The 12,896-nt window shown below is 71.6% G+C and carries 11 protein-coding genes; 6 read left to right on the forward strand and 5 right to left on the reverse strand.

The window, feature by feature from the left end; all coding sequences use genetic code 11:
- Positions 1 to 38: 38 nt before the first annotated feature.
- From ACZ499_RS05280 to ACZ499_RS05300, 5 genes are all read left to right on the forward strand, one after another.
- Complete coding sequence (locus ACZ499_RS05280) at positions 39 to 1,640, forward strand: oxidoreductase (RefSeq protein WP_468672456.1); 1,602 nt, start codon at positions 39 to 41, stop codon at positions 1,638 to 1,640.
- A 96-nt stretch (positions 1,641 to 1,736) separates the two neighbouring features.
- Complete coding sequence (locus ACZ499_RS05285) at positions 1,737 to 2,900, forward strand: hypothetical protein (RefSeq protein WP_468672458.1); 1,164 nt, start codon at positions 1,737 to 1,739, stop codon at positions 2,898 to 2,900.
- A 5-nt stretch (positions 2,901 to 2,905) separates the two neighbouring features.
- A complete protein-coding gene (locus ACZ499_RS05290; RefSeq protein WP_385541413.1) occupies positions 2,906 to 3,667 on the forward strand; it encodes an LON peptidase substrate-binding domain-containing protein in 762 nt (253 codons plus the stop codon).
- A gap of 18 nt (positions 3,668 to 3,685) precedes the next feature.
- Positions 3,686 to 4,177 (forward strand): Cys-tRNA(Pro) deacylase, encoded by a 492-nt coding sequence (gene ybaK / locus ACZ499_RS05295; protein ID WP_468405298.1) that lies wholly within the window; start codon positions 3,686 to 3,688, stop codon positions 4,175 to 4,177.
- Positions 4,178 to 4,238: 61 nt separating this feature from the next.
- The gene (locus ACZ499_RS05300; RefSeq protein ID WP_465270266.1) at positions 4,239 to 4,313 is read left to right on the forward strand and encodes a hypothetical protein; all 75 of its coding nucleotides are present in this window, start codon (positions 4,239 to 4,241) and stop codon (positions 4,311 to 4,313) included.
- 343 nt (positions 4,314 to 4,656) lie between these two features.
- On the opposite strand, the gene ACZ499_RS05305 is transcribed toward ACZ499_RS05300, so the two are convergent.
- The 4 genes from ACZ499_RS05305 to ACZ499_RS05320 all read right to left on the reverse strand — a co-directional run bounded on the left by ACZ499_RS05305 (position 4,657) and on the right by ACZ499_RS05320 (position 8,601).
- Positions 4,657 to 5,298 (reverse strand): DUF2567 domain-containing protein, encoded by a 642-nt coding sequence (locus ACZ499_RS05305; protein WP_468672461.1) that lies wholly within the window; start codon positions 5,296 to 5,298, stop codon positions 4,657 to 4,659.
- Positions 5,299 to 5,332: 34 nt separating this feature from the next.
- Positions 5,333 to 6,142: an ABC transporter permease gene (locus ACZ499_RS05310; protein WP_468672853.1), complete on the reverse strand. Its 810-nt coding sequence runs from the start codon at positions 6,140 to 6,142 to the stop codon at positions 5,333 to 5,335.
- A 23-nt stretch (positions 6,143 to 6,165) separates the two neighbouring features.
- Positions 6,166 to 7,173, reverse strand: coding sequence for an ABC transporter ATP-binding protein (locus ACZ499_RS05315; RefSeq protein ID WP_385541419.1), 1,008 nt, complete (start codon positions 7,171 to 7,173; stop codon positions 6,166 to 6,168).
- 165 nt (positions 7,174 to 7,338) lie between these two features.
- On the reverse strand, positions 7,339 to 8,601 hold the full coding sequence (locus ACZ499_RS05320) for an NYN domain-containing protein (RefSeq protein ID WP_468672465.1): 1,263 nt from the start codon (positions 8,599 to 8,601) through the stop codon (positions 7,339 to 7,341).
- Positions 8,602 to 8,883: 282 nt separating this feature from the next.
- On the opposite strand from ACZ499_RS05320, the gene ACZ499_RS05325 reads away from it, so the two are divergent.
- Positions 8,884 to 9,057 carry a hypothetical protein gene (locus ACZ499_RS05325; RefSeq protein ID WP_371652212.1) on the forward strand — a complete coding sequence of 58 codons (174 nt, stop codon included), beginning with the start codon at positions 8,884 to 8,886 and terminating at the stop codon, positions 9,055 to 9,057.
- Positions 9,058 to 9,149: 92 nt separating this feature from the next.
- On the opposite strand, the gene dnaE is transcribed toward ACZ499_RS05325, so the two are convergent.
- Positions 9,150 to 12,695 (reverse strand): DNA polymerase III subunit alpha, encoded by a 3,546-nt coding sequence (dnaE, locus tag ACZ499_RS05330; RefSeq protein WP_468672468.1) that lies wholly within the window; start codon positions 12,693 to 12,695, stop codon positions 9,150 to 9,152.
- Positions 12,696 to 12,896: the final 201 nt, after the last annotated feature.

Raw genomic sequence — 12,896 nt, forward strand, 5'->3', positions numbered from 1 at the left:
CGACCGCGCGGGGCGGGCAGGGGACGAGGGGGACGGCAGTGACCGAGGCGCCGGATGCCGATGTGGCCCCGGACTGGTTCAGTCCGGTGGAGCTGGGGATGTGGGAGGCCTTCCGCAACGGCGGCACCTACGACCTGCGCACCCGCAACCGGGTGCGGGACGACCCGTTCTCGGGGCGCGTATGGGGGCCCGAGCGCCATGTGAAGGCCCGCGCGGTGGCACTGCTGCTGCTCCACGGGCCGCCCGCGCTGCCCGGCCGGGTCGCGGCCCTGAAGCTGAACGGCGTGCAGATCGTCGGGGCGCTCAACCTGTCGGGCGGCACGGTCACGCCGTACGTGGAGCTGAACAACTGCCGGTTCGAGAACGAGGTGCTGATGCCCGAGTGCCGGGTCACCACCGTGCGGATGGTGAACTGCGCGATCCCGCGGGTCGAGGCGGCCCGGCTGCAGACCGAGGGCGATCTGCATCTGCCGCGCTGCCGGATCGCCCGCGGCATCCGGCTCACCGACGCCCACATCGGCACCGATCTGCTGCTCAACGAGGCCGTGATCCGCGCCGACCGCAAGGGCCGCTCGATCGCGGCCGACGGCCTCTCGGTCGCCCAGGACCTCCAGGCCGAGCTGATCGAGTCGTACGGGGAGGTGAGCCTGCGCGCGGCGAAGGTCGGGGTGACGCTGAGCCTGCGCGGCAGCCGGCTGGTGAACCCGGAGGGGCGGCGCGCGCTGAACGCGCCGCAGCTGACCGTGGAGCGGACGCTCTACATGACGGCGGCGGCCGTCTCGCCCGGCGCCACCGAGACCACCACTCCGCCGTACGGGACGAACTACACGGGCACACCGGCCCGGGGCACCCGTGTCCAGCCGTTCGTCTGCGAGGGCGGGCTGCGTCTGGACGACGGCCGGTTCGGGGACGCCGTGGACTTCCAGAGCGCGCGCTTCGTGATGCGGGACTACCAGGAGCTGTCGCTGCGCCGGGTGCAGACGCCGGAGCTGCGCTTCCTCGGGGAGCGGCCGGAGCGGGGCCGGGTGGTGCTCTCGGGCGCCCGGGTCGTGAACCTCGTCGACATGTCGACGAGCTGGCCGGGGCCCGGCGGGCTCGCGATGGGCGGTTTCAGCTACGACAACCTGATCCCGCGCGGACTGTTCCCGCTGGCCAGACGGCTGGAGTGGGTGGCGGCGGCGACTCCGGAGTACGCGCCGGAGCCCTACGAGCGGCTGGCCACCGTGCTGCGCAACAGCGGCGAGGACGCGGACGCGCGCGAGGTGCTGCTCGCCAAGCAGCGCCGGCGCCGCGAGACCCTTCCGCTGGCCGGGAAACTGTGGGGCGTGCTCCAGGACCTGACCGTGGCGTACGGCTACCGGCCGGGCCGGGCGGCGCTGTGGATGGCGGTGCTGTGGGCGATGGGCGCGCTGGCGTTCTCGCACTACGACCCGACGCCGATCAAGGCGGACGAGCACCCGGACTGGAACGCGTCGCTGTACGCCCTCGATCTGCTCGTACCGGTGATCAACCTGGGGCAGGACGGCTACTGGCAGCTGCACGGCAGCTGGCAGTGGGTCTCGGCGGTGCTCATCGTGCTCGGCTGGATCCTTGCCACCACCGTGGCGGCGGGCGCCTCGCGCCTGCTGCGGCGTGGCTGAAATTTGCCGGTCCTTGACCCGCGCCCGTACAACCGTCACGGCCACCACAGACTCTTCACCGCACACCACTGGCGGAGCTCCGACCTGCGGTTTTGAATGGTCCGCACCATGTCATTCGTACGCGCCCTGCTCCGTGCCGTCCGCGCGGTCAGGCACACCCCGCACCTCGCCACCGACCTCCCGGCCGACGAGGATCTGTTCCTCGACGCACCCGACGGCCGGCTCGGCCCCGCGCTCGTGTCCGCCGCCCGGGGCGAGTACAGAGCGGCGGCCGAACTCCTCGCCGTCACCCGCGAGTCGGCCGAGTGGGAGAACCGCGACCGCTACACCATGCGGCTCGCGGCCTTCGCGGTCAGCCGCCCGGACTGGCTCGCCGACTGGCTGGCCGCCGCGCCCCGGGACCCGGACGCCCTGCTGGTCAAGGCGGAGCTGGCGATCGTACGGGCGTGGGGCTCGCCGGCCCGCGCCGAGCTGCTGCGCGAGGTCGCGCCGCTGATCGACGCGGCGGCCTCGGCCGAGCCCGCGGACCCGGTGCCGTGGCGCATCGCGCTCGACCACGCGCGCGGCACCCATGCGCCGCACACGGTCTTCGAGTCGCTGTGGGGGGAGGCGGTCGGCCGCTCCTCGCACCACTACGGCTGCCATGTGGCCGCGCTCCAGTACCTCTCGGCGCAGTGGTACGGCTCGCACCGGGAGTGCTTCGGCTTCGCCGAGGAGGCCGCGGCGGACGCGCTGCCCGGCTCGCTCGTCCAGGCGCTGCCGGTACGGGCCGCGTTCGCCTGCCTGGCCGCCGACGCCAGCGGGGCACCGACCGGCCGCCAGAGCCCGCAGGAGCTGTTCCGCGACCGGATCGACGCGGCGGCGGACCTCGCCATCTCGCTCTCCGCCGCGTACGAGCCGGGCGACCCGTGGCCCGCCGAGGTGCGCAATCTGCTGACGTACGTCCTGGTCGTACGGGAGCGCTGGGAGGAGGCCCTGGAGCAGTTCCGCCGCATCGGCCCCCACGCCACGGCCTTCCCGTGGGCGCGGCTCGACGACGACCCGCTGGGCCGGTTCACCGAGCTGCGCGACGGGGTGCGCAGGCAGGTGGCGGCGAGGACGCCGCCGGCGCGCGAACGCGGCCCGGCAGGGGCTGCGGCCGGACCCGTCGGCGCCCCCGGGCAGCCCCCGGCGAAGGCGCCGGGCCGGGCCGCCGGGCTCCCGAGCGCGGGCGCCCTCGGGAAGCCCGGACGCAGCCGGTCCGGCGACCATTACGCTTGAGCGTTGTGACCACCGCTCGCCTGCCCCTCTTCCCGCTCAACTCGGTCCTGTTCCCCGGCCTCGTCCTGCCGCTGAACGTGTTCGAGGAGCGCTATCGCGCCATGATGCGCGATCTGCTGAAGTCCGGCCCGGACTCCGGCGCCGACTCCGACGACGAGCCGCGCCGGTTCGCCGTGGTCGCGATCCGCGACGGCCGCGAGGTCGCGCCGACCGGCCCCGGGCTGCCCGACCAGACGGCGATCCCGGAGAAGGGTCCGGCGGCCGGGTTCGGCCCCGACCCGATCCAGGCGTTCCACCAGGTCGGGTGCATCGCGGACGCGGCGACGATCCGGGAGCGCGCGGACGGCAGCTTCGAGGTCCTGGCAACGGGCACCACGCGCGTGAAGCTCCTTTCGGTGGACGCGAGCGGCCCGTACCTCACGGCAGAGCTGGAAGAGCTGCCCGAGGAGCCGGGCGAGGAGGCCGGGGCGCTGGCGGAGGGCGTGCTGCGGGCGTTCCGGGCGTACCAGAAGCGGCTGGCGGGGGCGCGTGAGCGATCCGTCACCGGCTCGGCCGAGCTGCCCGACGAGCCGTCGGTGGTGTCGTACCTGGTGGCGGCGGCCGCGGTGCTTGACGTCCCGGCGAAGCAGCGCCTGCTCCAGGCACCGGACACGGCGACGCGGCTGCGCGAGGAGCTGAAGCTGCTACGAGCGGAGACGGCGGTGATCCGCCATTTGCCCTCTCTCCCGGCGGTGGACCTGACCCGCTCCCCCACGAGCCCCAACTGACGTAAGGACGCAGGCGAGTTGGCGAAGAAGAAGGCGTCCGGGGGCACCCCGGCGACGGTGGCGCTGACGGCGGCGGGCACGGAGTTCACGGTGCACGCGTACGAGCACGACCCCGCGTCCGCGTCGTACGGGGAGGAGGCCGCCCGGGCCCTCGGCGTGTCCCCCGACCGCGTCTTCAAGACGCTGGTGGCGGACGTCGACGGCGAGCTGACCGTGGCGGTGGTCCCGGTGGCGGGCTCCCTCGACCTGAAGGCGCTGGCGGCGGCGGTCGGGGGCAAGCGGGCGGCGATGGCGGACCCGGCGGCGGCGGAGCGGACCACGGGCTACGTCCGGGGCGGCATCTCTCCGCTGGGCCAGCGCCGCCGTCTGCGCACGGTCCTGGACGCGTCGGCGTCCTCACACGCCACGATCTGCGTCTCGGCCGGGCGCCGGGGCCTGGAGGTCGAGCTGGCGCCCGGGGATCTGGTGGCGCTGACGGGAGCGGTGCTGGCGGCGGTGGCGCGGGGGTAGTTTTCGGTTGTGTCCGGTAACCCCCCTGGACACTTCGCTCATGGGCGAGCAAGTTGCCCCCATGTCGAAACGAACGCGCAAGCGGAAGTGGCGCATCAAAAAGGGCCGAGCAAACCATGGGAGGCGCCCGGCGTAGCTGCCTGGGGCTGCGCCCCGCCGACCGGGTGTTCGGCTGCGGGGCGGTGGGGGTTGATCGCACAGTTCCCCGCGCCCCTTTCCGGCCCGGTGTTTCTGTGCGGGTCAGCGGGGGCTGATCGCGCAGTTCCCCGCGCCCCTGAGGGGATGGGGTGCGGCCACGGTGTGAGGTACCGGCGGCGGTGTACCGGGGGCAAAGCCCCCGTAGCGGGGTGCAGGGGCCGCAGGCCCCGCAACGGGGTCCGGGGGCGCAGCCCCCGGGAAACCCGCCTCACCCCCCACCCACCCCCGGAGGCCACGCGGCGGAGCCGCACATGTCACAGCGGGAACGGGCTGGGTGGGGGTCAAAGCTCGGTAGGGGGCCACGCCTCCGGGTCTCGCGGAGCGAACAGCGCCGTCAGCCCCAGATGCGTCCCCATCGCCGCCACCGGCCACGCCAACAACGCCCCCTTCGCGTTCAGCTTCAGCGGCGCGTCGAACACGACCCCCTTGCCCGCGGCCCGCGCCGCCGCCACCACGTCCTGCGTCGGCCCCAGCCACACCCCGACCCGCCAGGCCAGCCAGGACCCCAGCAACCCGCCCACGGCGAGCCCGGCCACCAGCGGGATGCCGCCGCGCTTGCGCAGCAGGAAGACGAGGGTTGCGCACACCACGCCGAACCCCAGCGCGAGCAGGATGAACGTTCCGTCCGCCCCGATCGCCTCTTCGCCCTCGGTGTCCTTGAGGAACACGGCCTTGTCGTCGGAGACGAGCGGCACCCGCGGCGCCAGCCACACCCACAGCAGCCCGAGCAGCACGCCCGTGACCGCCACCGCGACCGCCGCGATCACGGCGTCCCGCAGCTCCGCCTTCATCGCGGTCCCCTCCTCGCGTACGGGGGCGACGGGGCCGCCCTCGGCACCCGGCCCGGGACCGGGGTGTGCGGAGTCCTGCCAGGCGTCGTCGTCCGGTGGCTGCTGGTGAGGCGGCGTCAGAGGTGCGGTCACCCCGCCATCGTGCCAGGCGCTCCTGTGCGGCGCCTCACCGGGAGACCGCCGCCCGCCGGTACGCCCAGGTCGCGACGAGCAGCGAGACGACACCGACGGCCGCGCAGACCGCGAGGTCCAGCCCGATGACGGCCCAGTCGGGGTGCCCGTCGAAGCTGTGCGCGAAGGCCTCCACCCCGTACGTGGAGGGCAGCAGATCACGTGCGTACGCGATCGGTCCGGGCAGCCGGTCGGCCGGCAGGACGCCGAGCAGCAGCGCCGCCGACATGCCCAACTGGCCGAGCAGGGTCGCCAGTTCCTGGCGCGGGGCCAGCAGCCCGAGGGCCGCGCCGAGCCCGGCGAGCGCGGCGCCCGCCAGCGGGACGACCGCGGCGAGCACCCACAGGTGCGCCATCGGGAGCCCGAAGAGCACACAGCCGGTGATGGCCGTGACCAGCGTGCCGGGCACGGTGAACGAGGCGTACGCGGCGGCCGCGCCGAGCACCACGGAGGCGGGCGGCACCGGCAGCGTCGCGTAGTGGTCGAGGCCGCCGCCCGCCCGCAGCTGCCCGAAGTACTGCGCGAGCAGGTTGAGCGCGACGAAGGCGACCACCAGCACGCTCGACCCGGCGACCACGGCCCGCGCCTCGCTGCCGCCGTCCACGACCCCCCGCATCAGGACCATGATCCCGATCGACTGGAAGGTCGCCACGAACAGCAGCGGGATGCGGGCCACCTTGGCCCGGGAGAGCTGGGCCCGGTAGACGGCCGAGAGGGCGGGGAACAGCCGCGCCCGGGGCGCGAGCGGCGCGGCTGCCCCGGCCCGTTCCGCCGGGGCGGTGAGCGCCTCCGGAGGAGCCTCCACGGAAACCTCCAGGGGAATCGCGCTCACGCCTTCACCAGACCTTCCGTGCGGCCGCCGAGGGCGAGGTAGACGTCTTCCAGGCTCGGCGTGGCCAGGGTGAAGTCGTCGAGGGCGGCGAACGCGGGCCCGCCGGTGACCGCCGCGACGGCGGCGCGCGCGGCGTCGGGGCCGAGCCGCAGCACCCAGCGCCGCCCCGATTCCTGCGCGTCCGCGCGCAGCGCCGCGACCTCGGGCAGCTCGACGGGCGCCCGCTCGCGCCACACCAGCTCGACCCGGACCTCGGAGGCGACCCGTTCCTTCAGGCCCGCCGGGGTGTCGCAGGCGATGACCTTGCCGCGGTCGAGGACGGCGACCCGGTCGAGCACGGTCTCGGCCTCGATGACGTTGTGGGTGACGAGGAGCACGGTCGCGCCGCGCTCGGCCCGGCGGCGGTCGACGGCGGCCCAGACGGCCCGCCGGGCCACCGGGTCCATGCCGGTGGTCGGCTCGTCGAGGACGAGCACGGGCCGGTCGCCGACCAGCACGGCGGCGAAGCAGGCGAGCCGCCGCTGTCCGCCGGAGAGCTTCTTGAGCGGCCGTCCGGCGAGCGCGGTCAGCCCGAGCTCCTCCAGTACGGCGTCGCGCTCGGCGCGGGCGGCGCGGGCGGTGAGTCCGCGCAGCCGGCCGGTGGTCTCGGCGGCGAGCGAGACGGTCAGCTCGTCGAGGGCGGTGGACTCCTGCCCGAGGTAGCCGATCAGCCGGGCGGCCCGTTCGGGGTGGCGCACCAGGTCGTGGCCGAGGACGTCGACGGTGCCGGAGTCCGGCCGCATCAGCCCGGTGAGCTGGCGCACCAGGGTCGACTTGCCCGCGCCGTTGGGCCCGAGCAGGCCGAAGATCTCGCCGCGTCCCACGTCGAGGTCGATGCCGTCGGTGGCCCTGATCTCGGGCGTACCGGCCGAGCCGCGTCTTCCGCGCGCGGCGGGGTACGTCTTGGTGAGGCCCCGCACCGCGCAAACGGTGCCGGCCCGCGCCGCTGCTGTGCCGGTACTCACGGACAACGAGCCTACGGGGTCCGCCGGGCCACTCCGCCCCCGGACCCCCGTTTGTTCCGTTCGCCGAACGGTCGATGCCGAGGAGCCGAACAGTCCGGTTCGCCCCCCGGCGTTCGGGGCGCCGGGTGCGCGGCGGTGCTCTCCGCGCGCCCCGCCGCGTACCGCCTACTCCCCCACCGGTACGCGTTCCACCGCGGCCCTGACGTCGATCTCCCGCCAGAAGCCCGCCCGGATCGCGTACCGGTCGTGCTCGTCGATCTGGTCGTCCTTGTGGGCGAGCAGCCCGAACCGGGCCGCGTACCGCAGGAGTTCGCCGTCGATGCGGTGCGGGATGCGCGGGTACATGGTGGACAGCTTCTGTACGTGGGTCGTCTCCGGCAGGCGCTCCATCCAGCGGCGCGCGAAGACCTGCCCCACCTCGTACGGGTCGCCGCCGACCGTGGTGATGTCCTCCTCGCGGTCCGCCCAGCGCTGCTCGGCGCTGGTCAGCTGGGCGAGGGTGGGCAGGGACGCGGTCTCCGGGGACTCGCCGAGCGTGGAGCCGGGGCGCTCGACCCAGCCTTTGTCGGAGGACCACCGCAGGGTCGCGTGCGGGGCGTGCGGCGAGGGGGCCTGGAGGCCGGGCGCGCGCAGGCCCGCCAGGTCCTTGGGCGTGGGCACGCCCTTGACCGCGGTGCCGGGCGCGGGGGCGACCGCCGTGCCGTTGCCGACGGCCGCCGCGGGCTGGGCCGTCCCGTTGCGCGCGGCCGCGGCCTGGGCCTCCGCGGCCCGCTCGGCGGAGGCGGCGAGGGCCGACTCGGGCAGCGGGGCGGAGAGGATGGCGGCGATCTCCGGGCGGGGGGCCGCGGCCGGGGCGTACATGGTGCTGAGTTCCTTGACCCGGACCGCCTGGGTGATCCAGGCGCGGTCGAGCACCCGCCGTTCGTCGGCCTCGGCCACCAGGTCCTCGGACTGGTTGTAGTCGCCGTCTGCGGCCTGGACGGCCCACAGGTGCACGGCGACCCCGTGCTCCTTGGCCGACATCAGACCGGGCAGCAGATCGCCGTCCCCGGTCACCAGGACCACATCCGAGCAGGCGCGATTTCTGGCCAACTCGGTGAGCTCGGCGTGCATCGCCGCGTCGACGCCCTTCTGGGCCCACCGCCCGTCGCTGCGGGTCAGTGCGCCCAGCCGCACCGTCACCCGGGACATCACCCGCAACCTGCGGTGTTCCGGCTGCGGCACCCGGTCGGGGGCGCCGTCGAACCAGTAGATCCGCAGCAGCGGCTGCTCGGTGTCGGCCTCCGCCCGCTCGCGCAGCGCCTGGATCAGGGCGGCGTGGTCGACGGTGATCCGCGAACGGGCAGGCTCTCCGGCCAGAAGGCTTGCGGCCGCGCCCAACAAGTAACCCGCATCCACAAGGACGACGCAGCGGTCCACGCGTTCCACCCTCTTTCAGAACCTTGAAAATCAAAAGATCAGAGGCAAAGGAGATCAGGGAGATAAGAGTGCAGGAGATCGAGAGATCAGGGAACGTACTTCGGGTTTCCTTCGAGTCTGCCCGACCCTGCGAGGGTTAACGGCCGGAACTCGATCATCGGCGTGGCGAACCCGTACATCGCCCATCCCTTACAGAGGGCTACACACGGTAATCGTCTGAAATGCGTTCTTTGTCGTGACGTGTGAGGCTGGCAGCGGCCCTGGACCCTAGTCCCCCCAGGAGGCATCACCATGGCCAAGAACAAGTCCGGCCGTAAGCAGCAGCAGCCCGCCTCGCAGGCCGAGCGCGGTCAGCAAGAGGCACAGAAGTCCGCGATGGAGTCGCAGGGCATGCCCCAGACGCAGGCACAGGGCAGCCCGGCAGATGTTGCCCGCAAGCACCAGCGTCGCTTCGGCCACAACTGATAATTCAAGACACACCAGGCACACAAATACGGTAAGGGGCGCGCCCTATTGGACGCGCCCCTTACCGTATGAAATAAAAAGTCTGCCGCCGGTCAGCCCGCCAGGCAGGCCGGGCCGAGCAGCACCTTCAGATCTCCGAAGAGCGCCGGGTCCGGCTGGACCCGGTGCCGGTCGAGCCGCAGCACCGTCGTCGAGCGCGGCCCCTGGAGCTTGATCCGCACTTCGGTGTTGCCCTTGTGGTGGCCGAGAATCTCGCCCAGGCGGCTGACCATCGGCGGGGTCACCTTCACCGTCGGGATGGTCAGCACCACCGGCGCGTTGGTGCCCGCCGAGGACAGGTCCGGGACCATCAGCTCCATCGCGACCAGGCGCGGGATGTCCTCGCGCTTGTCGAGGCGGCCCTTGACGAAGACCACCGCGTCCTCGACGAGCTGGGTGGAGACCAGCTGGTAGGTCGCCGGGAAGAACATGCACTCGATGGAGCCCGCCAGGTCCTCGACGGTGGCGATCGCCCAGGCGTTGCCCTGCTTGGTCATCTTGCGCTGGAGGCCCGAGATGATGCCGCCGATCGTCACGATCGCGCCGTCCGCGTGCTCACCTCCGGTGAGCTGCTGGATCGAGGAGTCGGACTTGTCGGAGAGCACGTGCTCCAGACCGAAGAGCGGGTGGTCCGACACATACAGACCGAGCATCTCCCGCTCCTGGGCGAGCAGGTACGACTTCTCCCACTCGACGTCGGAGAACTCGACGTCGAGGCCGAAGCCCGGCTCGGAGGAGTCGTCGTCGGCGTCGCCCATCCCGCCGAAGAGGTCGAACTGCCCCTCGGCCTCCTTGCGCTTGACCTGCACCACGTTGTCGATCATCGGCTCGAACTGTGCGGTGAGTCCCTTGCGGGTGTGCTTCATCTCGTCGAAGGCGCCGGCCTTGATCAGCGATTCGACGGTCCGCTTGTTGCAGACGACCGCCTCGACCTTGTCGAGGAAGTCGGGGAACGAGGTGTACTTCCCCTTCGCCTTGCGGGACTTGATGATCGAGTCCACCACGTTCTGACCGACGTTGCGCACGGCGGTGAGGCCGAACAGGATCACGTCGTCGCCCTGCGCCGAGAAGTTGGACTCGGACTCGTTGACGTTCGGCGGCAGCACCTTGATGCCCATGCGGCGGCACTCGTTGAGGTAGACCGCCGACTTGTCCTTGTCGTCCTTGACGGAGGTCAGCAGCGCCGCCATGTACTCGGCGGGGTAGTTCGCCTTGAGGTAGGCGGTCCAGTACGAGACGAGGCCGTACGCGGCGGAGTGCGCCTTGTTGAAGGCGTACCCGGCGAACGGGACCAGCACGTCCCAGAGCGCCTTGATGGCCGCGTCGCTGAAGCCCTTCTTCTTGGCGCCGGCCTCGAAGATGACGAAGTTCTTCGCCAGCTCGTCGGGCTTCTTCTTGCCCATGACGCGGCGGAGGATGTCGGCCTCGCCGAGTGAGTACCCGGCGATGATCTGGGCGGCCTTCTGGACCTGCTCCTGGTAGACGATCAGGCCGTAGGTGACGGCCAGGACCTCTTCGAGCGGCTTCTCCAGCTCGGGGTGGATCGGGGTGATCTCCTGCTGCTTGTTCTTGCGCAGCGCGTAGTTCGTGTGCGAGTTCATGCCCATCGGGCCCGGCCGGTAGAGCGCGGACACGGCGGAGATGTCTTCGAAGTTGTCGGGCTTCATCAGACGCAGCAGGGACCGCATGGGCCCGCCGTCGAACTGGAAGACGCCGAGGGTGTCGCCGCGCTGGAGCAGCTCGAAGGTGGTCGGGTCGTCGAGCGGCAGCCCGAGCAGGTCGATGTCGATGCCCTTGTTGGACTTCACCATCTTGACGGCGTCGTCCATGATCGTCAGGTTGCGCAGACCCAGGAAGTCCATCTTCAGCAGGCCGAGCGACTCACAGCTCGGGTAGTCCCACTGGGTGATGGTCACGCCGTCGGTGTGGCGCACCCACACCGGTACATGCTCGGTAATGGTCTCGCTGGACATGATCACGCCGGCCGCGTGCACACCCATCTGCCGGACCAGGCCCTCGACGCCCTTGGCGGTGTCGATGACCTTCTTCACGTCCGGTTCGTTCTCGTACATCGCCCGGATCTCGCCCGCCTCGCTGTAGCGCGGGTGCTTGGGGTCGGTGATGCCGTTGAGGTCGATGCCCTTGCCGAGGACGTCGGCGGGCATCGCCTTGGTGAGGCGGTCGCCCATCGCGTACGGGTAGCCGAGGACGCGGGCGGAGTCCTTGATGGCGTTCTTCGCCTTGATCTTGCCGTACGTGCCGATCATGGCGACCTTGTCGGCGCCGTACTTCTCGGTCACGTACCTGATCACCTCGACGCGCCTGCGCTCGTCGAAGTCGATGTCGACGTCGGGCATCGAGACGCGCTCGGGGTTGAGGAACCGCTCGAAGATCAGACCGTGCGGGATCGGGTCGAGGTCGGTGATGCCCATGGCGTACGCCACGATCGAACCGGCCGCGGAACCACGGCCCGGACCCACCGCGATGCCCTGGTTCTTGGCCCACATGATGAAGTCGGCGACCACCAGGAAGTAGCCCGGGAAGCCCATCGAGATGATGGTGTCCATCTCGTACTCGGCCTGCTTCATGCGGTCCTCCGGGATGCCTCCCGGGAAGCGGCGGTGCATGCCGCGCATGGTCTCCTCGCGGAACCAGGTGACCTCGGTGTAGCCCTCGGGGATGTCGAACTTCGGCATGAGGTTCTTCGCCTCGAACATGCCGCTGACGTCGACCTGCTCGGCGACCAGGGCGGTGTTGGCGCAGCCCTGCTGCCAGGCGTCCGAGGCGTCGATCGCGTACATCTCGTCGGTCGACTTCAGGTAGTAGCCGGTGCCGTCGAACCTGAAGCGGTCGGGGTCCGAGAGGTTCTTGCCGGTCTGGATGCACAGCAGCGCGTCGTGCGCGGTGGCCTCGTGCGCGTACGTGTAGTGCGAGTCGTTGGTGACCAGGGGCGGGATGCCCAGCTCCTTGCCGATCTTCAGGAGGTCGTCGCGGACCCGGCGCTCGATGTCGATGCCGTGGTCCATCAGCTCCAGGAAGTACCGGTCCTTGCCGAAGATGTCCTGGTAGTCGGAGGCGGCCTGGCGGGCCTCCTCGTACTGCCCCAGGCGCAGGCGGGTCTGGAGCTCGCCGGAGGGACAGCCGGTGGAGGCGATCAGGCCCTCCGACCACTGGGAGATGGTCTCCTTGTCCATCCGGGGCCACTTCGTCAGCCAGCCCTCCGCGTACGCGTCGGAGGAGAGGCGGAAGAGGTTGTGCAGGCCCGTCGCGTTCGCCGCCCAGATCGTCTTGTGGGTATAACCACCCGAACCGGACACGTCGTCGCGCTTCTGGTGCGGCTGGCCCCACTGGATCTTGCGCTTGTTGCGGCGGGACTCGGGGGCCACGTACGCCTCGATGCCGATGATCGGCGTCACGCCCGCCTTCTTCGCCGTGTGGAAGAAGTCGTACGCCCCGTGCAGGTTGCCGTGGTCGGACATCGCGATGTGCGTCATGCCCATCTCGTTGCACGCGTCGAACATGTCCTTGAGCCGCGCGGCACCGTCCAGCAGCGAGTACTGGGTGTGTACGTGAAGGTGCGTGAACGGCGGCTTCGACACGGTGTGGGCCTCCAGCGGCAGCAGGATCTCGGAGCGAGGGGGACAGCCTGGAAGTCTACGTCGCCCCGCTGACAGTCCGGAGTGATTGCAGCGGCGCGCAGCGCCTCGATGAGGGGTGGTGGTCGGGCGACGGGTGGGCACTCCGGGGTACGGTCACGCGTTGGAAGGGGCGGAACCACCCGTCCCCTTTGTCGCGCATCT

This window comes from Streptomyces sp. NPDC031265 (genome assembly GCF_055570295.1).

Bases quoted from the DNA above. Each gene is read 5' to 3' on its own strand.
- ACZ499_RS05285 (WP_468672458.1), top strand. From the start codon at position 1,737: ATGGTCCGCACCATGTCATTCGTACGCGCCCTGCTCCGTGCCGTCCGC.
- ACZ499_RS05325 (WP_371652212.1), top strand. From the start codon at position 8,884: ATGGCCAAGAACAAGTCCGGCCGTAAGCAGCAGCAGCCCGCCTCGCAG.